The 22,770-nt window shown below is 64.8% G+C and carries 21 protein-coding genes; 9 read left to right on the top strand and 12 right to left on the bottom strand.

The window, feature by feature from the left end; genetic code table 11:
• Nucleotides 1-14 precede the first annotated feature (14 nt).
• The gene (locus XH81_RS13280) at nt 15-677 is read left to right on the top strand and encodes a class I SAM-dependent methyltransferase (RefSeq protein ID WP_038949807.1); all 663 of its coding nucleotides are present in this window, start codon (nt 15-17) and stop codon (nt 675-677) included.
• A 4-nt stretch (nt 678-681) separates the two neighbouring features.
• Here the strand turns inward: XH81_RS13280 and XH81_RS13275 are convergent, their stop codons facing one another.
• The 3 genes from XH81_RS13275 to tpiA all read right to left on the bottom strand — a co-directional run bounded on the left by XH81_RS13275 (nt 682) and on the right by tpiA (nt 3,763).
• Nucleotides 682-2,313, bottom strand: coding sequence for a CTP synthase (locus XH81_RS13275; RefSeq protein ID WP_028141581.1), 1,632 nt, complete (start codon nt 2,311-2,313; stop codon nt 682-684).
• A 166-nt stretch (nt 2,314-2,479) separates the two neighbouring features.
• Entirely contained in the window at nt 2,480-2,866 is a 387-nt protein-coding gene (gene secG / locus XH81_RS13270) for a preprotein translocase subunit SecG (RefSeq protein ID WP_018320274.1), read from the bottom strand.
• A gap of 141 nt (nt 2,867-3,007) precedes the next feature.
• On the bottom strand, nt 3,008-3,763 hold the full coding sequence (gene tpiA, locus XH81_RS13265; protein WP_271596247.1) for a triose-phosphate isomerase: 756 nt from the start codon (nt 3,761-3,763) through the stop codon (nt 3,008-3,010).
• Between the two features lie 223 nt (nt 3,764-3,986).
• Here tpiA and XH81_RS13260 point away from each other — a divergent pair, with 223 nt between their 5' ends.
• Genes XH81_RS13260 through moaC form a run of 4 tightly spaced genes read left to right on the top strand, consistent with a single transcriptional unit; the run spans nt 3,987 to nt 8,247 of the window.
• Nucleotides 3,987-5,888 (top strand): SurA N-terminal domain-containing protein, encoded by a 1,902-nt coding sequence (locus tag XH81_RS13260; RefSeq protein ID WP_038971478.1) that lies wholly within the window; start codon nt 3,987-3,989, stop codon nt 5,886-5,888.
• 14 nt (nt 5,889-5,902) lie between these two features.
• Nucleotides 5,903-6,916 (top strand): anthranilate phosphoribosyltransferase, encoded by a 1,014-nt coding sequence (gene trpD, locus XH81_RS13255; RefSeq protein ID WP_152102902.1) that lies wholly within the window; start codon nt 5,903-5,905, stop codon nt 6,914-6,916.
• Between the two features lie 7 nt (nt 6,917-6,923).
• The gene (gene trpC / locus XH81_RS13250) at nt 6,924-7,745 is read left to right on the top strand and encodes an indole-3-glycerol phosphate synthase TrpC (RefSeq protein WP_028141577.1); all 822 of its coding nucleotides are present in this window, start codon (nt 6,924-6,926) and stop codon (nt 7,743-7,745) included.
• A 1-nt stretch (nt 7,746) separates the two neighbouring features.
• Nucleotides 7,747-8,247 carry a cyclic pyranopterin monophosphate synthase MoaC gene (gene moaC, locus XH81_RS13245; protein WP_028141576.1) on the top strand — a complete coding sequence of 167 codons (501 nt, stop codon included), beginning with the start codon at nt 7,747-7,749 and terminating at the stop codon, nt 8,245-8,247.
• A gap of 14 nt (nt 8,248-8,261) precedes the next feature.
• Here the strand turns inward: moaC and XH81_RS13240 are convergent, their stop codons facing one another.
• Complete coding sequence (locus XH81_RS13240; RefSeq protein ID WP_028141575.1) at nt 8,262-8,855, bottom strand: CGNR zinc finger domain-containing protein; 594 nt, start codon at nt 8,853-8,855, stop codon at nt 8,262-8,264.
• A gap of 138 nt (nt 8,856-8,993) precedes the next feature.
• Between XH81_RS13240 and XH81_RS13235 the strand changes: the two genes are divergently transcribed.
• Together XH81_RS13235 and XH81_RS13230 are read left to right on the top strand one after the other, a co-directional pair.
• Complete coding sequence (locus tag XH81_RS13235) at nt 8,994-10,409, top strand: amidase (RefSeq protein ID WP_271596246.1); 1,416 nt, start codon at nt 8,994-8,996, stop codon at nt 10,407-10,409.
• On the top strand, nt 10,406-11,662 hold the full coding sequence (locus XH81_RS13230) for an MFS transporter (RefSeq protein WP_271596245.1): 1,257 nt from the start codon (nt 10,406-10,408) through the stop codon (nt 11,660-11,662). The genes XH81_RS13235 and XH81_RS13230 overlap by 4 nt, the downstream gene beginning before the upstream one ends.
• On the opposite strand, the gene XH81_RS13225 is transcribed toward XH81_RS13230, so the two are convergent.
• Nucleotides 11,643-11,807 (bottom strand): Flp family type IVb pilin, encoded by a 165-nt coding sequence (locus XH81_RS13225; RefSeq protein ID WP_018320265.1) that lies wholly within the window; start codon nt 11,805-11,807, stop codon nt 11,643-11,645. The genes XH81_RS13230 and XH81_RS13225 overlap by 20 nt on opposite strands.
• Nucleotides 11,808-12,117: 310 nt before the next feature.
• Between XH81_RS13225 and XH81_RS13220 the strand changes: the two genes are divergently transcribed.
• Nucleotides 12,118-14,850: a bifunctional diguanylate cyclase/phosphodiesterase gene (locus XH81_RS13220; protein WP_271596244.1), complete on the top strand. Its 2,733-nt coding sequence runs from the start codon at nt 12,118-12,120 to the stop codon at nt 14,848-14,850.
• Here XH81_RS13220 and XH81_RS13215 read toward each other — a convergent pair.
• The 7 genes from XH81_RS13215 to XH81_RS13185 form a co-directional block, all read right to left on the bottom strand.
• Nucleotides 14,847-15,458, bottom strand: coding sequence for an RNA polymerase sigma factor (locus XH81_RS13215; RefSeq protein ID WP_028141570.1), 612 nt, complete (start codon nt 15,456-15,458; stop codon nt 14,847-14,849). The two genes, XH81_RS13220 and XH81_RS13215, sit on opposite strands and share 4 nt — an antisense overlap.
• A 356-nt stretch (nt 15,459-15,814) precedes the next feature.
• Nucleotides 15,815-16,288 (bottom strand): hypothetical protein, encoded by a 474-nt coding sequence (locus XH81_RS13210; protein WP_131233093.1) that lies wholly within the window; start codon nt 16,286-16,288, stop codon nt 15,815-15,817.
• Between the two features lie 166 nt (nt 16,289-16,454).
• Nucleotides 16,455-17,234 carry a cytochrome c3 family protein gene (locus XH81_RS13205; protein ID WP_028141568.1) on the bottom strand — a complete coding sequence of 260 codons (780 nt, stop codon included), beginning with the start codon at nt 17,232-17,234 and terminating at the stop codon, nt 16,455-16,457.
• Nucleotides 17,231-17,938 carry an iron reductase gene (locus XH81_RS13200; protein ID WP_028141567.1) on the bottom strand — a complete coding sequence of 236 codons (708 nt, stop codon included), beginning with the start codon at nt 17,936-17,938 and terminating at the stop codon, nt 17,231-17,233. Before XH81_RS13200 ends, XH81_RS13205 begins: the two co-directional genes overlap by 4 nt.
• Nucleotide 17,939: 1 nt before the next feature.
• Nucleotides 17,940-19,889, bottom strand: coding sequence for an FAD-binding oxidoreductase (locus XH81_RS13195; RefSeq protein WP_271596243.1), 1,950 nt, complete (start codon nt 19,887-19,889; stop codon nt 17,940-17,942).
• Between the two features lie 21 nt (nt 19,890-19,910).
• The gene (locus XH81_RS13190; protein ID WP_161966436.1) at nt 19,911-20,591 is read right to left on the bottom strand and encodes a Spy/CpxP family protein refolding chaperone; all 681 of its coding nucleotides are present in this window, start codon (nt 20,589-20,591) and stop codon (nt 19,911-19,913) included.
• Between the two features lie 153 nt (nt 20,592-20,744).
• The gene (locus XH81_RS13185; protein ID WP_028141564.1) at nt 20,745-21,965 is read right to left on the bottom strand and encodes an OpgC domain-containing protein; all 1,221 of its coding nucleotides are present in this window, start codon (nt 21,963-21,965) and stop codon (nt 20,745-20,747) included.
• A 462-nt stretch (nt 21,966-22,427) separates the two neighbouring features.
• Here XH81_RS13185 and XH81_RS13180 point away from each other — a divergent pair, with 462 nt between their 5' ends.
• Nucleotides 22,428-22,682 (top strand): hypothetical protein, encoded by a 255-nt coding sequence (locus XH81_RS13180; protein ID WP_028141563.1) that lies wholly within the window; start codon nt 22,428-22,430, stop codon nt 22,680-22,682.
• The last annotated feature ends 88 nt before the right edge of the window (nt 22,683-22,770 follow it).

The following is a 22,770-nucleotide window of genomic DNA, read 5'->3' as shown; positions in this document are numbered from 1 at the left end:
ATTCCGGAGTGCGCATGCCCAACGATTTTCTTTCCTTCTTCCTGTCCTGGATGTCGTCCCCGCGTCGGGTTGGCGCGGTCGCACCGTCGGGTGCGGCGCTCGCCGATCTCATCACGCGCGAGATCAGCGCAACGACGGGTCCGATCCTCGAGCTCGGTCCCGGCACCGGCGCGTTCACCTACAAGCTGCTCAAGCGCGGCGTCCGTCCGCAGGACCTCACGCTGATCGAATACGGCTCCGACTTCATGAAGCTCCTGCAGATGCGCTTTCCCGGGGCGCGCGTGCTGTGGATGGACGCAGGCCGGCTTGCGACCGAGCGCCTCTATGATGGCGCTCCCGTCGGCGCCGTCGTGAGCGGCCTGCCGCTGCTCAACATGTCAACGCGCAAGGTCGTCTCGATCATCGGTGGCGCTTTCAGCTATGTCCGCCCTGGCGGCGCCTTCTACCAGTTCACCTACGGCATGAGCTGCCCGGTGCCGCGGCCCGTGCTCGATCGGCTCGGCCTGCGCGCCAAGCTCGTCGATCGCGCCTTGCTGAACGTGCCACCTGCCGCCGTCTACAGGCTGACGCGGCGGCCGCAGATGAAGATCGTCGCGGGATCGGTTGCGCCTGAATCATCCGCACGGGCCGCGCTGGAGCCGATGCAGCGCGCGCGCGACTACTCCGCCGCGCGCTGAGCCGTCAGACCAGCCGGCTCTGCACCATCGCCGCCTGAATGAACGAGGCGAACAGCGGATGCGGCTCGAACGGCCGCGACTTCAGCTCGGGGTGGAACTGGACGCCGATGAACCAGGGATGGTCCTCGTACTCGACGATCTCAGGCAGCACGCCGTCGGGCGACAGGCCTGAGAATTTCAAACCGTGCTGCTCGAGGCGGGCCTTGTAGGCGGTGTTGACCTCGTAGCGATGGCGGTGGCGCTCGGAAATCTCGGTCGCGCCGCCATAGACCTGCGAGACGCGGCTGCCGCGGTTGAGCGCAGCGGGATAAGCGCCGAGCCGCATGGTGCCGCCGAGATCGCCGGCCTGCGAGCGCTTCTCGAGCTCGTTGCCGCGCAGCCACTCCGTCATCAGGCCGACCAGCGGCTCCTTGGTCGGGCCGAACTCGGTGGAATTGGCGTCCTCGATGCCGACGAGATTTCGTGCGGCCTCGATCACCGCCATCTGCATGCCGAAGCAGATGCCGAAATACGGCACGTCGCGTTCGCGCGCGAACTGCGCCGCGCGGATCTTGCCTTCCGCACCGCGCTGACCGAATCCGCCGGGCACCAGGATGCCGTTGACGTGCTCGAGGAACGGCGCGGGATCTTCCTTCTCGAAGATCTCGCTCTCGATCCAGTCGAGGTTGACCTTGACCTTGTTGGCGATACCGCCATGCGAGAGCGCCTCGATCAGCGACTTATACGCATCCTTCATGCCGGTATATTTGCCGACGATGGCGATGGTCACGTCGCCCTCGGGATTGCGGATGCGTTCGTTGATCTGGTGCCAGCTCTTGAGCACCGGCGGGATGCGCGCTTCGATACCGAAGGCGGCAAGCACTTCGTCGTCGAGGCCTGCCGCGTGATAGGCTTCGGGCACGGCGTAGATGCTGTCGGCGTCGCGCGCCTCGATCACGGCGCTTTCGCGCACGTTACAGAACAGCCCCAGCTTGCGCCGCTCTTCCTTCGGGATCTCGCGGTCGGTGCGGCAGAGCAGGATGTCCGGCTGAATGCCGATCGAGCGCAGCTCCTTCACGGAGTGCTGCGTCGGCTTGGTCTTCAACTCACCGGCGCTCGGAATGTAAGGCAGGAGCGTGAGGTGAATGTAGATGGCGTGATCGCGCGGCAATTCGTTCTTGAGCTGGCGGATCGCCTCGAAGAACGGCAGGCCCTCGATGTCGCCGACGGTGCCGCCGATCTCGACCAGCACGAAGTCGTAATCGTCGTTGCCGGAGAGGACGAATTCCTTGATGGCGTTGGTGACGTGCGGAACTACCTGGATGGTCGCGCCGAGATAATCGCCGCGGCGCTCCTTGGAGATGATGTCCTGGTAGATGCGTCCCGTGGTGATGTTGTCCTGCTTGGTCGCAGGTCGGCCGGTGAAGCGCTCGTAGTGACCGAGATCGAGATCGGTCTCCGCGCCGTCATCGGTCACGAACACTTCGCCGTGCTGATACGGCGACATCGTTCCGGGATCGAGGTTGAGATAGGGGTCGAGCTTGCGGAGGCGGACCTTGTAGCCCCGGGCTTGCAACAGCGCACCGAGTGCCGCTGAAGCCAGACCCTTGCCGAGCGAAGAAACCACGCCGCCGGTGATGAATATGTACCGCGCCATGGGACTTAACCTCTAATCCCTCGAATTCGATTCGCCAAAGCGATTCGTATTCCGCCCCAAAGATTCTGCGGGCCTGTGGGTGAGCCAAAACTAAGAGTGGTGACAGTGCCTTGATGGGGATTGTTGATGCAGGACGGTAGCCACCGCCCTGCATGGCCCCCCTGCTTTATTGCGAACGAGGCACCTGCGGGCCGCTCGGAGCCGGCGCCTGCTGCTGCTCGTCGGCCTTCTTCAGCGAATCCAGGATGCCGCCCGAGGTCGGCGGCGCGATCGGCGATCCGCCGGCCGGCTGGCCCTGCGACGCCGGCGTGCCGATGATCGACGACGGCGCGCGGCTGTAGCCCGCATGCCAGGACAGGAACATGCTGGTGAGGAAGAAGCCAGCGGCGAGGATCGCTGTGGTCCGCGTCAAGAGGTTCGCGGTGCCGCGGCTCGACATGAAGCCTGCGCCGCCGCCCATGCCGAGGCCGCCGCCTTCCGACTTCTGCAGCAGGACAGCGCCGATCATGACGGCGACGATCATGAGATGGATGACGATGACAACGGTCTGCATAGTATCCTTCCGTCACAAGCGGGCGGCGCCTGACGGCGGCCGATCGCGCTTCGCGGGTTTTCCTGAAGTTGCGCGGTGTTACACGATCAGAGGGGGCATTGCCACCCCCGATCAGGTCCGGATCAGCCGCTTTGAGGTTAGCTAGGGGCAGCCCTTGGCGATCGCAAGGAAATCAGCCGCCTTCAGGCTGGCGCCGCCGACCAGGGCGCCGTTGACGTTCTTGACCGCCATCAGCTCGGCCGCATTCGAGGGCTTGACCGAGCCGCCATAGAGGATGCGCATCTTCGCCCCGTCGGTTTTGAACCGGGAGGTCAGGACCTCCCGGATAAACCCATGAATCTGCTCGACATCCTTGGCTGTGGGGGTGAGCCCGGTGCCGATCGCCCAGACCGGCTCATAGGCCACGATGAGATTCGCGGCCGTCGAGCCCTCAGGCAGCGAGCCGGCGAGTTGCCCGCGCAGGATGTCCAGGGTCTGGCCGGCGTCGCGCTGGGCCTGAGTCTCGCCGATGCAGACAATCGCCGTCGCACCGGCGCGCCAGACGGCCTCGGCCTTCTGCCGGATCAGGGCATCGCCCTCGCCGTGGTCGGCGCGGCGCTCGGAATGGCCAACGATGATGGCCGTTGCCCCGGCATCAGCCAGCATTTCGGCGGCGATATCGCCGGTATGGGCACCGGAGGCCTTGGGGTGGCAATCCTGGGCGCCGACCCCGACTTTCTTGCCGCGCGCCTTGTCGGCGAAGGTGGCAATCAGGGTCGCAGGCGGGCAGACCAGCAGATCGGCCTTGCCGCTCACCCCGGCCGCACCGTCGAGCATGGCGTCGAACTCGGCAGCCTGGGCCTTCAGGCCGTTCATTTTCCAATTGCCGGCGATCAGGGGGCGGATGGCGTCGATCATGTCAATTTCCAGCAAAATGAGGTTTGTGCATGCGCTAGCAGAGGACCTGCTGCAGTTCCAGAGACCAGAGGCTTTTAACCGCAGCCGCAAACGGTCGCCGGACCCGAGGTTGCGGGGGGAAAGCCACCACTTTATGATGATTGATCAATTTGGTGACGCGCTTTTGCTGAATCTGCATTAAGACGCGCTCCCGTTCCCCTCCTGCTCAAACAAGTTGGACCAAATGCTTCGAGGAATGCGCAAGGCCTCATCAAACTGGCTCGGCAAGACCATTATGGCCGTGGTGATGGGCGTGTTGATCGTCAGTTTCGGCATTTGGGGCATCGCCGACATCTTCAAGGGCTTCGGGCAGTCCACGGTGGCCAAGATCGGCAGCACCGAGATTTCGTTGAACGAGTTCCGCCAGATCTACACGGACCGCCTGCAACAGATCAGCCGCCAGTTCGGCCGTCCGCTGACGCCCGACCAGGCGCGTGCCTTCGGCCTCGACCGCCAGGTGCTGCAGCAGACGATCGCCGAAGCCGCCCTCGACGAAGAGGCGCGCCGGCTCGGGCTCGGCCAGTCCGACGACCAGATCCGCCAGGTCATCATGAACGACCCCAACTTCAAGGGCGTCGGCGGCAGCTTCGATGCGAACCGGTTCCAGGCCGTGATCCGCAATTTCGGCTATACCGAGCAGCGCTACGTCGCCGAGCAGCGCAAGGTGTCGCTGCGCCGGCAGATTACCGGCACGATCGGCGCCGGCCTCGAGCCGCCGAAGGCCATGATCGACGTGCTGACGCGCTTCCAGAACGAGCAGCGCGCCATCGAATTCGTCAGGCTCGACGCCGCCCAGGCCGGCCAGATCGACGCGCCCTCGCCCGAGACGCTCGCCGCCTATTTCGAGGATCATAAGGTCCAGTTCCGCGCGCCCGAATACCGCAAGATCTCCTTCGTCGTGGTCTCACCGGAAGACATCGGGAAGTGGAGCGAGGTCTCCGACGAGGACGCCAAGAAGGTGTTCGAGCAGCGCAAGGACCGGCTCGGCACGCCGGAGAAGCGCCAGATCCAGCAGATCGTGTTTCCCAACGTGACCGACGCGCAGGCCGCACGCGAGCGCCTCGTCGGCGGAATGTCGTTCGAGGATCTCGGCAAGGAGCGCGGGCTGAGCGCCTCCGACGTCGACCTCGGCCTCGTGACCAAGTCTTCGCTCGCTGCCGCCGTCGGCGATGCCGCCTTCGCGCTTCCCGCCGGCGAGATCAGCCAGCCGATCCAGGGCGGGCTTGGCGTCGCGATCGTCAGGGTCGACAAGATCGAGCCGGGCAAAGAGGCGGACTACGCCAGCCTTGCCGGCGACATCAAGCGCGAGATCGCCACCGAGCGCGCGCGCGTCAAGGTCGCCGATCTCCGCGACAAGATGGAAGACGAGCGCGGCGGCGGCGCCAGCGTGATCGACGCGGCGCAGAAGCTCGGCCTCACCGCCGTGACCATCGACGCGGTCGACCGCTCCGGCCGCGCCCCCAATGGCCAGCCGGTCGCCAACATTCCGCAGGGCCTCGACGTGGTGTCGCAAGCCTTCAACACCGATGTCGGCGTCGACAACGACTCGATTTCGTTCAAGGGCGGCTATGTCTGGTACGACGTGCTCGCCATCACGCCGTCGCGCGACCGCAATCTGGACGAGGTCCGCGACCAGGTCGAGGCGCGCTGGCGCCAGGACCAGATCGCCACCAAGCTCAAGGCCAAGGCGACCGAGATGGTGCAGAAGCTCGAAGCAGGCGGCAAGCTTGCCGATGAAGCCGCAGCGATCGGCGCCAAGGTCGAGACAGCAACCGGCTTCAAGCGCGACGATACGCCCGCCAGCGTGCCCGCAGCCGTCGTGGCGGCTGCCTTCCGCACCGCCAAGGACGGCGTCGGACAGACGCCGGTGACCGGCGGCACCGAGGTGATCGTCTTCCGCGTCACCGACATCGTCGAACCCGCGGTCGACGCCGCCTCCGACGCGGTCAAGAAGCTGAAGGAAAGCCTCGACCGTGCCCAGACCGAGGAGCAGGTCGCTTCCTACGTCAACAAGCTTGAAACCGACATCGGGACCACCATTAATCAGGCCGCCTTCGCGCAGGTGACCGGCGCGAACCAGCAGTAAGTTGAAAGCACGCGATGGACGACCTGAAATCGATCATTGGAAAAGTGGCGACCGGCGCCAGCCTGTCGCGTGAGGAAGCGGCTTCCGCCTTCGACGCCATGATGTCGGGCGAGGCCACGCCCTCGCAGATGGGTGGCCTGTTGATGGCGCTGCGGGTGCGCGGCGAAACCGTGGACGAGATCACCGGCGCCGTTACGGCGATGCGTTCCAAGATGCTGAGCGTGACGGCACCGCCTGAAGCCGTCGACATCGTCGGCACCGGCGGCGACGGCTCCGGCTCGGTCAATGTCTCGACCTGCGCCTCCTTCATCGTCTCGGGCGCCGGCGTGCCAGTGGCCAAGCACGGCAACCGCGCGCTGTCGTCGCGCTCGGGCGCCGCCGACGTGCTGGCCTCGCTCGGGGTGAAAATCGACCTCAGGCCCGATCAGGTCGGCCACTGCATGCGCGAATGCGGCATCGGCTTCATGTTCGCTCCCGCCCATCACCCGGCCATGAAGAACGTCGGCCCGACCCGGGTCGAGCTTGCGACACGCACGATCTTCAATCTGCTCGGCCCCCTGTCCAACCCGGCCGGCGTGAAGCGGCAGATGGTCGGCGTGTTTTCGCGGCAATGGGTGCAGCCGCTGGCGCAGGTGCTGAAGAACCTCGGCTCCGAATCCGCCTGGGTGGTGCACGGCTCCGATGGTCTCGACGAGATCACCCTCACCGGCCCGACCTTCGTCTCCGCGCTCCACAATGGCGAAATCCGCAATTTCGAGGTGACGCCGGAGGACGCGGGCCTGCCGCGCTGCGAGGCCGGCGCGCTCAAAGGCGGTGATGCCGACGCCAATGCAATCGCCCTGCAGAGCGTGCTCGACGGCAAGCCGAGCGCCTACCGCGACGTCGCACTGATGAACGCCGCCGCCGCGCTGGTCGTGGCCGGCCGCGCCAAGGACCTCAAGGAGGGCGTCGCGATCGGCATGAAATCGATCGACAGTGGTGCCGCCAACGCGAAGCTGAAGCACCTGATCGCGATCTCGAACGGCTGAGCCTGACATGTCGGACATCCTGACCAAGATCGAAGCCTACAAGCGCGAAGAGATCGCCGCCGCCAAGCGCGCGCAGCCGCTGTCGGCGGTCGAGGTGAAGGCCAAGGCGCAAGCCGCACCGCGCGGCTTCGTGCGCGCGATCAAGGCCAAGCACGCCAATGGCGACTACGCGCTGATCGCGGAGGTGAAAAAGGCCTCGCCGTCGAAGGGGCTGATCCGCGCCGATTTCGATCCGCCCCAGCTCGCCAAGGCCTATGAGGCCGGCGGCGCGGCCTGCCTGTCGGTGCTGACCGACACGCCCTCGTTCCAGGGCCATCTCGACTTCATGGTGGCGGCGCGTGCAGCGACGGCACTGCCGGTGCTGCGCAAGGATTTCATGTTCGACACCTATCAGGTGACTGAGGCGCGCGCGCACGGCGCCGATTGCATCCTGATCATCATGGCCGCGCTCGATGATGCCACGGCAAAAGACATCGAGGACGCCGCGCTCGCCTACGGCATGGATGTGCTGATCGAGATCCACGACCGCGCCGAGCTCGACCGCGCGCTCAAGCTCCGCTCGCCCATGATCGGGGTCAACAACCGCAATCTTCGCACCTTCGAGACCACGCTCGCGACCAGCGAAACACTGGCGCCGCTGATCCCTGGGGATCGGCTGATGGTCGGCGAAAGCGGCATCTTCACGCCCGCCGATCTCGCCCGGCTCGAGCGCGTCGGCATGTCGACCTTCCTGGTCGGCGAGAGCCTGATGCGGCAGGCCGACGTCACCGCCGCGACGCGCACGCTGCTCGCGCGCGAGACGACGGCGCGCGCGACGGGCACGCGCTGATATGGCGCGTAATCCGGCCAAGAAGGCCGTCCCGGCCCTCACCCATATCGGCGCCTCCGGCGAGGCGCGCATGGTCGACGTGTCGGACAAGCCGGCGACCGAGCGGCTTGCGGTCGCGGAAGGCCGGGTCGTCATGACCAAGGCGACGCTCGATCTGATCGTGTCCGGCAATGCCAAGAAGGGCGACGTGCTCGGCACCGCCCGCATCGCCGGCATCATGGCCGCCAAACGAACCTCGGAGCTGATTCCGCTCTGCCATCCGCTGGCACTGTCGAAGGTGACGCTCGACATCGAGCCCGACGCAAAACTGCCGGGCTGCCTCGTCCGCGCCAGCGTCAAGGTAACGGGTCCGACCGGCGTCGAGATGGAGGCCCTCACGGCCGTCTCGGTCGCCTGCCTCACCATCTACGACATGATCAAGGCGGTGGAGCGCGGCGTGCGCATCGAGGGCATCCATCTGGTCGAGAAGCTCGGCGGCAAGTCCGGCCACTACCGCGCCTGACTGCGCAATCCGCTCTATTTCGCCTCGCGCTGCCGCTCGCGATAAGCGCGCGTCTTCATCCGGTTGCCGCATAGCGTCGACATGCACCACCGCCGCGTCGATGGCTTCGACCGGTCGAAAAACACCCGGCGGCATTCCTCCGACGCGCACATCTTCAGCCGGTCCAGCGTTCCCACGAGGGTTGCGTCATGAAGCTCGATCGCGATGGCCGACAGGCCGGCGAGCGCATCCTCGCGCGCTGCTGACAGCGTCGCGCCACGGCCTGCGTGCGCCTCCACCCGCAACGGAAACGGCGCCAGCGCGTCATTGAGCGTGCCGAGAACGCTCTTGTTCCGGAGCCGCTCGCTCGGCTCACACTGCAGATAGGCACGCAAGGCCTCGCGCATCCTCAGCGCAGTCTCGAACATTGCGGGCGTGACATGGCCGCCCTTGGCGCCAAGGCCGCGTTCCCGCATCCAGTCCGCCAGGTCCTTCGGGCCGCCAAGCGCATCGCTCTCCGGGTGCTCCACGCCGAAATGCGTGAAGTGGCGAACATCGAGCGTGTTGGCGAAATCGTAGAGGTTCGCCAACGCGTCCGGAACCTGGAATTTGCGCGACTCTTTCGACATCGGAACTCCAAAGATTTTGAACACCAGTAAAACAGATTTACCGGTTGACAGCAATCAACACCTGTATCTTATCTATACTGGTGTCGAACGATCCTTCGGGGTCGAGCGCCTCCAATCATCGGAATGGAGAATCGAGCCGTGGCCGACGCCCTGCACTATCTCGAACTCACCGCGCTCGCGGCACGCCTCAAGGCGCGCGAAATCTCGGCGCTGGAGGTGACGCGCGCGCAACTTGACCGGATCGATTCCATCAACTGCGATCTCGACAGCTACGTTCACGTGATGGCGGAAACGGCCATGGCCGAGGCGGAAACCGCGGACGCCGACATCGCGCAGGGCCGGTATCGGGGGCCCCTGCATGGCGTGCCGATTGCGCTCAAGGACCTGTTCTGGACCGAGGGCGTTCCGACGGCGGCAGGCACCACGCTTCATCGCGACTTTCGTCCCAGTGAAGACGCAACCGTCGTGCGCCGGCTCAAGAGCGCGGGCGCCGTGATCCTCGGCAAGGCGCAACTCACCGAGGGTGCCTATGCCGATCACCATCCGCTGGTGAAACCGCCGAAGAATCCGTGGAATGCAAGCTACTGGCCGGGCATCTCGTCCAGCGGCTCGGCGGTCGCAACGGCTGCCGGACTTTGCTTCGGCTCGCTCGGCTCCGACACCGGCGGTTCGATCCGCTGGCCCTGCGCCGCCAACGGCCTGACCGGAGTGAAACCGAGCTGGGGCCGCGTCAGCCGCCACGGCACCTTCGAGCTTGCCGCGACGCTCGACCATGTCGGACCGATCGGCCGTAGCGCCGCCGACGCCGGCGCGCTGCTCGGCGTCATCGCCGGACACGATCCGAACGACCCGACGTCGCTGGTCGATCCGGTCCCCGACTATCTGGCCGCCGCCGCACAGGACGTGCGGGGCTTGCGGATCGGCGTCGATCCCGCCTGGAACAGCGACGACGTGGACGTTGCGACCCAGCGCATGCTGGCGGATACCATCGATGCTTTCAGCGCGCTTGGCGCCGACACCGTCAATGTCCGATTTCCCGACGTCACGCAGGCGATCGCCGACTGGACGCCGAACTGTGCGGTGGAAGCTGCGGTCGCTCACGAGGCGACCTATCCCGCCCGCAAGGATGAGTATGGTCCGATCCTCGCCTCCGTGCTCGAGACCGGCCGCGCTCTCTCTGCTCTCGACTATCAGAAGATCCTGCTGCGACGGCTGGCGCTACGCGGCCGGGTGACTGCGCTGTTCGAGACCATCGACCTGCTGCTGATCCCGGTGCACCCGTTCCCGCCAGTGACGCTTGCCATGATCCAGACGCTCGGCGAACAGCCGGATCTGATCGCGAAGCTGCAGCGCTACACATGCCCGTTCGACATGACCGGTCATCCCACCATCACGCTGCCAGGTGGTGCGTCCGCGGACGGACTGCCGATCGCGTTCCAACTCGTCGCCGCCCATCTGGGCGAGGCCACGCTCGTGCGCGCCGGCGCGGCCTTCCAGCGGGTCACGTCCTGGCATCGCCGCCATCCTTCCCTCACCTCGCGGAGGCAGCATTGACCACTCGATCCACGCTCGCTCAGCGAAACATTTTCCATGGCTGGTTCGTCGTCGCGGCGGCATTTGCCGTCATGTTCGTCGGCTTCGGCTCCGCCTACACGTTCAGCGCATTCCTCGAGCCGCTCCAGCGCGATTTCGGCGCCTCGCGCGGTTCGATCTCGCTGGTGTTCTCGATCGCGGGCTTTCTGTACTTCGCGCTCGGCCTCGTCAGCGGTCCACTCGCCGACCGGTTTGGCTCGCGTCCGCTGGCCGTCGCCGGCATGATCCTGGTCGCGGTCGGACTTGCCGCCGCGAGCGCTGCCCGGTCCGTCGTCGAGGTCTATCTCGCCTACGGGCTCGGCGTCGGTCTCGGCGTCGGCTGCGCCTATGTCCCAGCCATCGGCGCGGTGCAACGCTGGTTCGTCAGACGCCGCGGCTTTGCCTCCGGGCTCGCGGTGAGCGGCATCGGGCTCGGTACGCTGGCGATGCCGCCGCTCGCCTCATTGCTGATCGCCTCGGTGGGCTGGCGCGGCGCTTATCTGGTGCTGGGCGCGATTGCGCTGGTGCTGGGCGGCGGGATGTCCTTGCTCATCGAGAACGATCCGAAGCACCGCGGGCTCGGACCCGACGGTGATCCGCCTCGCGATGCCGCGGGCGCCAACAACGCCGGCGGCGCATCCGTGCGCGAGGCCATCCGGTCGACGCGGTTTGTCGCTCTCTACCTATCGTGCCTGGTCTGCTCGTTCGGAGCCTTCGTCCCGTTCGTCCACCTCGCGCCCTATGCCCGCGACCACGGGGTCGCGGCATCCTCCGCTGTGCTGCTGCTCGGCGTGATCGGGGCCGGCAGCACCGCAGGCCGCTTCTTTCTCGGCGCACTCGCCGACCGGATGGGCCGCGACCGCGCGCTGATCATGGTCCTGACCGGAATGGCGCTCGCGATGACGATCTGGGCCATTGCCGCTGATGTCCGGACCCTCGCCGCTTTTGCCTTCATCTACGGCGTGTTCTACGGCGGCTGGGTCGCGGTGCTGCCCTCTGTGGTCATGGACTATTTTGGCGGACGCAATGTCGGCGGAATCATCGGCATTCTCTATACCAGCGTGGCGTTCGGCACGCTGATTGGCCCGAGCGCGGCCGGCTTCGCCTACGACGTCAACCACAGCTACACGATGCCGATCCTGATCAGTGCCGCCGCGAACATCGTCGCGGCGCTGATCGTGGTGGCGATACTGGCGCGCAGCGGCACCCGCGCGATCAGCGCAGCGACGCGCTGATCGCGGTGAATTTGCTGTTGAGCTTGGCGCCCATGCCGTTCACGACGGTGATGATGGCCAGCGCGATGCCGGCCGCGATCAGGCCGTACTCGATCGCGGTTGCCCCACGCTCGTCGGCAAGGAAGTTCTTCAGGGTGTTCTTCATCGTTGCGTCCTCTCTGTGTCGTCAGCGGGCATCTCGCAAATCACGTGCCAATGCCGAGGCGAGGATCCTCAACACGTTAGATGGTTAGGCCTTGGTTGATTGTGGGATAGCCGGCAGGAACTGACCGGCACCCTCGAACGCCTTCGGCAATTCCTGCCCGCTGTATCGCGGACCTCGGTTGCATTTGCGCGCGGCCGTTCACACAGCGTTAACCGCGCTTCCTAACTTCGCCTCCACACCGTTCCCGTAAACCAACGGGTGTCTTCGGGGCCAAGAATTGATCCTGACGTGTGCACGGCAATGATCCAGCATGATGACGAGATTCGGCAGTCGCCTCTTTGACCACGCCTTCGTGCGCAGCGGACCGATCCGCTGGCTGGTGGTGGGCGGCGCCCTGCTGATCGCCGCCATCGCCATTGGCTCGGTCCTGATGGCGCAGAATTTCCGCGAGCGGGCGCTGCGCAACTCCAGCCGCGAGCTGGAAAACACCGTGCTGCTGCTCGCCCATCATTTCGATCAGCAATTGCAGGATTTCGCGGTCATCCAGAAGGACTTCGTCGATCACGTGCGCGCGGCCGGAATCAGGACCGTGGAGGACTATCGCAAGCGCCTCGCCGGCGAGGACGTCCACCGGATGTTGCGCTCGAAGATCGAGGCGCTGCCCTACATCGGCGGCGTCAACATCATCGATGCCGAAGGCAATCTGATCAATTCGTCGACGGCATGGCCGGCTCCGAAAGTGAACGTTGCCGACCGCGCCTATTTTCGCACCTTCAAATACGATCCCTATTCGCCGGATGTCCTGATCGAGCCGTTGCACAGTCGCATCTCCGGCGCCTGGACCGTCCTGATCGTGCGCAGGATCGTCGGGCCGAACGGCGAGTTCCTGGGTGTCGTCGGGCGCGGCATCGAGCCCGCCAATTTCGAGAAGTTCTTCGCCTCCGTCGTGCTCGGCGAAGGCGCGACGATCTCGATGCTGCATCGGGACGGCACGCTGCTCGCCCGCTATCCCCATTCCAGCGAATTGATGGGGCGGAATTTCAAGAACGGGACGTCCGCGCAGCAGAGAGTCTTCGGCCTCGATCACTTCGCCGGACGATTCATGAGCCCCGTCGACGGCGAAGACAGGCTGATCTCCTCGCGCGCCCTGCCCCACTTCCCGATCCTGATGATGGCCACCACGACGCGCGCCTCCGCATTGACGGACTGGCGCGAGCAGATCGGCATCCTGATCTCGGTGGCCGCCTCTTCCGCACTCGCCATCGCAGGCGTGCTCATCGCGGTCGTGCGCAAGCTTCTGGAGCAGCACCGCCTCTCGCGGGAACGGCTGACGCTGGAAAAGCAGCGGCTCGATCGCGCCGTCAACAACATGACGCAGGGCCTCTTGCTGTTCGACGCCGAGCAGCGGCTGGTAGTCTGCAATCAGCGCTATCTCGAAATGTACGGATTGTCGGCCGAGATCGTGAAGCCCGGCTCGAGCTTCCACGACATCATCGCCCATCGCAAGGCGACCGGCTCGTTCACGGGCGACATCGACGACTATGTCGTGCGCGTGCTGAAGGGCGTCCATACGCGCAATTCCATGGTGGTCGACACCTCCGACGGCCGCTCGATCCACATCCTCAACGAGCCGCTCACGGACGGCGGCTGGGTGGCGACCCACGAGGATATCACCGAGCGCCGCCGGATCGAGGAGCGCATCACCCACCTCGCCCATTACGACGCGCTGACCGACCTGCCGAACCGCACCATGTTCCACGAGCATCTGCGCGAAGAGCTGGCCGCAGTCGGCAACGACGAACAGATCGCGGTGCATTACATCGACATCGACGAGTTCAAGGGCGTCAACGATGCGCTCGGCCATCTCGTCGGCGACGAGCTGTTGAAATCGATTGCCGCAAGCCTGCGCCGTTGTGCCGGCCCGGCGGATTTCGTGGCGCGGCTCGGCGGCGACGAGTTCGCCATCGTCCAGAGCGCGGTGACGTCGCTCGACCAGGTCAACGAGCTCGTCGCGCGGGTCTTCGCGGCCATCCGCGCGCCGTTCGACTGCATGGGCCATCATCTCACCACCGACGCGAGCATCGGCATTGCGCTTGCGCCGGAACACGGCACGGCGCTCGACCAGGTCCTCAAGAACGCGGACATGGCGATGTACGCCGCCAAGTCCGCCGGACGCCGCACCTATCGCTTCTTCGAGCCGGAGATGGACGCCAAGATCCGCGAGCGCCGGCAGCTCGAGAGCGACCTGCGCCACGCCATCGCCCAAGGGCGGCGCGATGGCGGCCTCGAGGTCTATTACCAGCCCTGCCTCAGCCTGAAGGATGATCGCATCACGGGCTGCGAGGCATTGGTGCGCTGGCGTCATCCCGCGCGCGGCATGGTCTCGCCGGCGGAGTTCATCCCGATCGCCGAAGATACCGGCCTGATCAACGAGATCGGCGAATGGGTGCTGGCGACCGCCTGCCGGGACGCTGCGAACTGGCCCGACGACATCCGCCTCGCCGTCAACGTCTCGCCGGTGCAGTTCAAGAGCGGCACGCTGGCGCTGAAGATCATGGCGGCGCTCGCTGCTTCCAACCTGCCGGCGAGCCGGCTCGAGCTCGAGATTACAGAGGCGGTGCTGATCCGCGACGACGACACGGCGCTGGCGATCCTGCACCAGCTCCGCGCCATCGGCGTGCGCATCGCGCTCGACGATTTCGGCACCGGCTACTCGTCGCTGAGCTATTTGCACCGCTTCCCGTTCGACAAGATCAAGATCGACCGCTGCTTCGTCGACGACATCGGCGGCCCCGACGGCTCGGCCAGCATCGTCCAGGCCGTCGTCAACCTGGCGGCCGCGCGCCGCATGACCACCACGGCCGAGGGCGTCGAGACCGAGGAGCAACAGCGTCTGCTCCGCGCGCTCGGCTGCTCCGAGATGCAGGGCTATCTGTTCAGCGCCGCGAAGCCCGCCGACAAGGTGCTGGAGCTGTTCGCGCTGCATCGCAGCCGGCTCGCCCAGCGCGGCGGCGCGAAAGCCCGTCGCCGCGAGGCGAGCTAGGTCGGACCTCGGTTGTCGGCACAGCGGCATTCCCAGAAGCTTTCCTCGAGACATACAACGCATGTCTGCTCGAGACGCTCTTTCAGGGCGTGTCGCGCGCGATGAAGGCGAACGGTCAGGTTGTTGACGGTCACGCCCAGATCGGCCGCGACGAGCTCCCGCGACTCACCACCGAGGTCCACCCTTCTGATCACTTCGGCATGCTCCGGCTTCAGCAGGGATAGATGGGTATGAAGGCACTCGCAGACCGCGGCATTCGCCGCGGCCTCCGGATCGGCTGCGAGACGCTCGTTGAGCTCATGCGGGAACGGCATCTCCCGCGTTCTGCTCTTTGATATCTGACGGTGAAAATCGGCGATGGTGGTCGCCAGGACCCTGCTCAACCAGCCTCGGACCGAATCCGCGTCGCGAATGTCGCCGGACCGCTCCAGCGCGCGCAGCATGAACGCCTGGAGCACCTCCTCCGCTTCCGCCTTCCCGCCAAAGCGTCGCTGCAGATAGCTGCGGAGGCGATCGTAACTGCCGACGAGGGCGGCACGAACGACGGCGTCCTGCGCATCCGGGGAGCCGACTGTCCGCACTGGCAGACTCTCGTTCGGCGATTTCATGACGCATCGTCCTTGCGTGACATTCGGTAGATTGCTTCGTTGGAGCGGGAACGCGTCAAATCGGTCACGGCGGCGATCCGCGGATGCGGCAGCCCCCGAACAAGAGTCGCGAAGATCACCGCTCGAACGTCGCTCACGCGGTCACCTCGCCTTCCGCAAGCCGATGATCGCGACGTCGGCGTTCTTCCGCTCAACACGCAGCGCACGCGATCAACGACCGAGACCGGTCCTGTCGCATCGCGGTGTGCGAAGTCTGGGTGCGCATCGCCGTCATCCGCCGGGGCATGGCGCCCCTCGCAGACGTGCCGATCCGCGCTCAAACCTGGAGCGACGCAGTTCGATCTTCGGGAGCTATCTCAGGCGATGGGGGGCCGGTAGTGACGGCGGAACGCACCCGCGTCGCCGATCACATCAGGCTGCGCTTCACAGCGCGCATGGGGCACGACGAACTCCGCAATCGCGGGAGCTTGAGGCGACACGGCGCTGAAGCACAGCACCGAGCCGCAGCAGGTGGCATGCCGGTCGCCAGGCCGGCCCTGATCGTCGTCGCAATCCCCGGCCATCGCAACGTCATGCGAATGCACAGTGGCACCTTCATCGTGCGCGTGCTCATGCGCAGGCTGATCGGCCGGATGCTCGCATTGAATCGATGCATCCAGAGCGGTCGAGATCGCAAGCGACGGTGTCATCGAGGCAAGCAGATATGCGATGGCGACAAGCCATCCCCACCACCTTCGCCTTGGCTTTCTCAAGCCAATCATCTGTGCACCTACTGCCTCGACCCGGAACATATAGCTCTGGTTGAAGGGACGGCCAACAGAAAACGACACGCGCGGCATCGTCAATGCAAGAGCGACGATGAGCGTCGTGCTCTGCGCAGGATTTCAAGGTTCGGCGCCTCTATCCGGCCGCGCGATTCATCGCGAAATGAGCCTCATATTTTTTTGCCGAATTCTGTAATGTGCAGCACCCATCTCCGTCGCACGCTCGAACCGGTCAATGATGCTTCATCCAGCCGACGCCCTTGATGTCATTGAACGAGTCGGTCCTGTGGCACAGAAAGCATTGATTGACCGATGCGTGCTCCTGCCCCGTGATCATCCGGTCCATCATGACGAAGTGGCCCATATAGTGGCTCGGCGGCGCCTGATGGCATTGGGCGCAGTCCCTCGACGTTGGCGAGGGGTGCAGGAAGCCTGCGATTTTCCAGGACGCGAGCCCATGGCATTCCGCGCAGTCCCGTCCAAACAATTCGCGGTGCGGCTCCCGGTTGCTGTGGCAGCCGGCGCAATCGAGCTCCGCCCTTTCCCGCCGGTCGGACTTTGGCAGGCCCAGAAATGTCTTCAGGTCCGCCGTCAGTTGGTCGGAAGCGGCCCGGTCGAACCATGCCCCGCCGGGGGGAGGCCTTGCGATTTGCAAAAGTGAGGCGTGATCCATCCTGATCGGCCGCCGCTCGCCGATGTGCTCAAGATGGCAGCCGGAACATTGACCGCCCGCCGCGGCGTGAAACGCCGTCGATTGCTTGGCGAGATCCCCGGCGGAAGGCGCATGACAGGAGATACAGGCCACCGGATCGACGCCTCTGACCGGCGTGTGGCAGCTCTCGCATTTGTCGGACAGAAATGCATGCTTCTCGGAAAGCGGCCCTGGCGTCACAAGCCTCGTCCACCCCGGAACGACCTCGGAGCTGCCCCGATAGAGAGCGATCAACACAACCGCCGCGCTCGCGACGACCAGTGTCGCGACCACGGCGTAGAGCACGCCCCTGATCGTCACGCGAGCCACCGCAGCCCGTAGTAGACCTCGGCCGCCACATGCACCACGAGCAACGCATACATGACGATCGCCGCCATGACATGCAGCCCGATCCACTGCAGGAAGATTCTCTTGATTGCTTCGCTCGATCCGATCGCCGATTCGAGGTCGGAAATGCCATCGACGAGCTGCAGCACGGGCACATTCTGCAACGCCGATCCAGGCACGGCGGCCCCGTCGCGCACCACCCGATCGGACGACGACATCGCCGACGCCATGTGCTCATAGGCCGACCTCAAGGTCGCCAGATGCGATTGCTGCTGGCGCAGCTCCGTCGCGGTCTGCGGCAGGTAGTAGCGCCCGACAAATCCGGTGACGACTACGACCAGCATGCTGGCCACCAATGCGATCCCGAGCGGACTTTGAAATTTGTGGCCCGTGTGCAGAAGCGCGAAAAATGCTGCGACGATTCCTGCATAGGCGTGAAATGCCAGGAGCGTCGGCATCGACACGCATCGCGTGACCAGGGCCTTCAAACCCACGCTGTATTTCGTCATGGGATAGACGAGAAGAAGAATCATCAGCACGGCCGCACCGGCCCCGAGCACAAAGCCGGCGAGGCTTCCTGCGAACCTGATATCGGAGTGCAGCAGGAACGCCGGCACCAGCAACAACAGGGCCGCCAGAGCGACGTCGGCGATCAGGCGCCCTCTCCGATCCATCATGTCAGGCCTCAACGACCAGATCTCCGACCGATCTCGCCTGGCAGGCCAGGATCAGACCGTTCCCCTTGTCGTCCGCGGTCAGGGCGTCCTGGACTTCCATCGTGACGTTTCCTTGCAACAGATGTGTCTTGCAGACGCCGCAGACCCCGACCCGACAGGAATAATCGATCGAAACGCCTGCACCTTCGGCCACCTCCAGGACGCTCTTGTCCGGAGGCAGCGCCACAACCCTATCGGATGTCGCAAAGCGAATGGTCGCCGTTGCCGGACCTATTGTTGCAGCCCCTTGATTGCTCGCCTCAGTCGCCGGCATTTGCGCTTCGGCCGCGACTTTGCCGGGAGGTGGAACGGCGCCGCGGGCCGGCCCAAAGGCCTCCGTCTTGATCTGCTCGCGCGGCACGCCGAGCCCGATCAAGATTTTCCTGAGCGCGTCCATCATGCCGGGCGGACCGCACAAATGAACGCGTCGTCTGGTGAGATCAGGCACAGCCTGCGTCAGGAACTCGGCCGTGACTTGCCCCTCGCTTCCCATCCACGACGTGCCCGCGGCCCGCACCATCGTGGCCGCGACGTGCAGATTGTTCATCCTGCGCTGGAGATATTCCAGCTCGTCCCGGAAGATGAATTGCTCGGTCGTCTGCGCGCCATAGACGAGGTAGATCTGGCCGGGCCACGCGATGTCCGAGAGATACCGGATCGCCGCCATCAGTGGCGTGATGCCGACCCCGCCGCCGATCAGGACGACGCTGTCGGCTTCCACGCCGGTGAACGTGAAGGCGCCGGAGGGGCCTGCAACCTCGATGAGGTCTCCCGCCTTCAGCTGGCCATGCATGTAGTCCGACAGAAGCCCGCCGTCTTCGCGCTTGATCGTGGTCTCGACATAGGCGGTCTGGGCCGCGGACGACGCGATCGTGTAGGAGCGCCTGACGGTCTTTCCGTCGATCTCGATGGCGTAGGTCAGGAACTGTCCCGGCAGGAACGCAAAAGGAATCGCGCCGCCGTCCGGTGCCTGCAGACGGAAGGTCTTCACGTTCGGCGTCTCCTGATAGATCGCGCAGATCTTCAGTCTGCCCTTCCAGGAGCGGCCCGGTTCGACTCGTGCAGTGTCGCGATTTGTCTGTTGCGCAGGTGTCACCACGGCCTTCTCGTCCGGCGAGCTGACGGCCGTCGCGGATGGGCCGGCCGCGGCAACAGCCGGAACGGCCGCAGCGCGCGTCAGCCGATCGACCAGCGCGTTCGCCCGGCGCATGCGCGCGACATAGACGGCAATCAGCGTGAGCGAGAACAGCACCAGCAGCGCCATGGTCGTGACGTGAAACCAGGAGATTCCGTGCGTGCCGTCATCCGCAGCCATGGCACCGCGTTGGGGCAGCAGGTTCATCTGCGACTTGAACCACGCCTGCGCGATCTGCTCCGGCGGCTTGCCCTCGTGCAACGAACGCAGCGCGACCACGCCGCTCTGAACCGCGTTCAGGGACTCGCGAAGCCGCCGCGACGCCTGATCCGCCGCGACGCTATCGCCCCCGGCGATAGCGTGCCGCAGATCCATTTCGGCTGTCGCCAGCCGATCGGCCTCCGCGCTGATCCGCTCGCGCGCCTGAACCTCCAGCCTGCTCCGCTGCTCGGCGGACAGCGCCGGCATGTCCATCAATGCCGGATAGAACTCCTTGCGCGGCCGGCCCATCATGCCGTCCATTCCACCCATCATCCCCGGCGTGGCGCCGCCGGGCGGCACATCGGCCGCACCGCCTGCGGAGCCGGACGCCGCGGGATGATGTGCGGCGTGGTCGTCCTCTGCCTGCGCCAGCTCCCAACGCTGAGCGACCTCCCCCGTCGGATGCGCGCGGCCGAGGCCGAAGTCCGATTCGGGCGCGGCGTTCGCCACAAGCTGGCTCGTCAGGACGATGAGCGCAGACAGGCCGACTCGACAACGAAGGGGCAGACCGAACATATCTCGCGCTCACCTCGACGATCAGAACGACGCAATCAAGGGCAGCAGGATCGTGTCTGCCGTCTGTTTCTGGCTCTCGTTCAATGACGCGTAGAGCCGCGTGAAGGCCTGGCGGGCCGACTTGATGGCCTCCAGACGCTCGGACAAATGCCGCTCGTAATGCTCCAGACGATCGGCGCTTCCCGACCTGTCATCCATCGCGAGCATCTTGCGCGCTTCCAGCAGGTGCTGCCGGCTCGAACGCAAGGCGTCGGCGACACCGTTCCAGTCGGCGGCCTGCTTGTCGCTGATCTGCAGCTCGGCCTTCAGGAAGGCGATCCGCCCCTCGATCCGCTCTGTCACATCCACGGGGCCGCTCATCGCACCGCAGCTGCCGGACGAACCCATCTGGCCGCGCATCATCTTCTCCATCATTTGCATCATCTGCATCATGCCGGAATTGTCCTGGCCTTGCGGCGGCATCTTCATCTTGTTGTCGTCGTTCATCCGACCGCCGCTCATGTTCTGCGGCTGCCCCGCTGGCTGACCCATGTTCATCTTGTCGCTGGAATCCGACGGGGCCGGCATCTTCGACATCTTGTCGTCATCCATCATCGCGGACTGCGTATGGCCAGCGGCGATCGCGGACGGCAGCCCAACCGGCCCCAGGGCAAGGACGGCAAAGGCGGCTGCGCTCAAGGCGAATTTTCTCGAAAGGTCCATGGTCTTTCTCCAGGGGTTTGATTCGGATGGTTCTCTGCTCATCGAGATCTGCGATGAGGACAGCGTGGGGCGGGTCAGGCCATATAGACGCGAAGCGCCGGCAACTCTTACGCACGGAGGTGTCAAAGGCCGCTGCGACCAACTCGGAAGTCGTCATTCGCCAGCCTCCCCGCGCTGCTCGGACGATCGGCTTCTGTCCACGCCTTTCGACCAGGTCCGGTAGTAGGCGACGCCCGTCATGATCCCGAGACCCGCGGCGCCAACGAGGATCTGAGCCAGAATTCCCTCCGATCCGAAATCGAGCAGGAAATGCGCGACGAACGACAGAAAGAGGCCGACACAGAACACGGACAGCGACTGCTGACCGCATCTGATCAAGGGTTGGAGCACCGGTGACCTCAGACCGGGCCAGTCGATCGGAATGAGCGAGACGACGATGAACACCAGGCTCGCCAGATGGATGACGCGATAAGGCCCCAGATTGGTCTTGTCGTTTGGAATGAAGACGGCGGCGAGCCCCTCGGGAATGTAGTCCCGCAGTCCCGGAACTCGTTCCGCCAGCGTCATCGCGAGCGCAAGGATCAGGAAGCCGCTACTGAGGACGAGCAGCGTGCGGGACGACAGCAGCCAGCGGCTTGCCGCCGCCCCTCCCAACGCCAGCCAGGCTCCGAATACGAAAAGCAGTTGCCAGGCGAACGGATTGAAATACCAGACTCCTGCCGGATAGGACGGCAGATTCAATTCGTAATGTCGGGCGGCCAGATAAAGACCGAGCGAGCCGATCATCACTGCATTGCGCCATCGCAGCATGAACCAGAGCACGACGGGAAACGCGGCCATCAGCACGATGTAGAGTGGCAGAACGTCGAGATTGAGCGGCTTGAACTTGAGTATCAGGCCCTGCGAGAGCGTCTCGACGGGAAAGTTCATGAGCGGCGCGACGTTGAACTGATCCATCAGATGAAGATCGTCAAAGCTGTGCGCGATGTAGTGCACGGCCGTGAGATAGACCAGGAACAACAGCAGGTGAGCGACATAGAGCTGCCACACCCGCCGCAGCAGCCGGGTTGCGCCGATGACGAAGCCACGCTCCATCATCATCGAGCCGAATACGAACGTCGCGGTGTAGCCGGAGATCAGCACGAACAGATCGGCGCCATCGCTGAAGCCGTAGTTTCGCGTCGTGAACCAGGCGAGCGCAGAATCTGGAATGTGCCCGAGAAAGATCAACCAGTTCGCCAGACCGCGAAACAGATCCAGTCGCACATCGCGCCGTTGCTTGACCAGCACCGACCTGATCGTGATCGTTTCCCACAACCGGAGAAACGCAACTTGCAAGGGCCGACCGGGGGCGTGAATGGTCTCGTCAGTCAACGGTGCGTTCTCCATCTCTGCGGTCAATTTTTGTCGGATCGCAACCGTGTCGCCGCTCATTCGCGCGGCACGCTAGGTTGCGTCATCGACGCAGGTTTGACGGACATCAAACCCGATCGGCGCACCAGCCAAATCTTTTTGTGATTCAAGCGCGTAATGAATCGAGGCGCCCGTCGTCCTCCACCGGAAGAGTCATCGGCCACGATATCTCTCGGCATGCTCGCGGGCTTTGCGCGCGACCTGCGATTTCTCGCAGCGGCGAGAATTTTTCTCTGTAAGAAGATCGACGTTTCTCGTCGCCTGCGGCAACACGGCGATCCGCGCAACGACGCTCGCGAGTGCGCGCGTCGACATTTGATCTTGCTCAACCTACACAATCAAGCTCCGGGTTTGGTTGCTGCTCGATCGAGCCACCGGGACTTGATTGACACCAACTCGACGAGATCAACAGGAGAAACCAGAATGAGTCACCGCAAGCTGATCGTCGCCGCCGCGATCATGTCGTTCGTTGCGTTGCCCGCCATGGCACAGACGAGCACGGCCGATGAGAAGAACGGCCATCACTACTCGGGCGGACCGAAGACCGAGGTCCCTCACCATATGGGCAAGAAAGAGAGCGACGGCGGGACGACCAGCGGATCTGGCGGCAGCCACCATTACGGCGGCGGACCGAAGACCGAAGTCCCGCATCACACGGGTCCGAAGAAGCAGCAATGACGATCGCGCAGTGATTCCGCCGCTCGCGAACGCCCAAAACGAATTCGCCCGGGAGCGGACATCCACTCCCGGGCGATATCGATCTCTG

Source organism: Bradyrhizobium sp. CCBAU 25360 (genome assembly GCF_028128695.1).
Lineage (GTDB): Bacteria > Pseudomonadota > Alphaproteobacteria > Rhizobiales > Xanthobacteraceae > Bradyrhizobium > Bradyrhizobium ottawaense.
The sequence above is the reverse complement of the archived record's forward strand: the minus strand, read 5'-3'. Positions and strand labels throughout refer to the sequence as shown.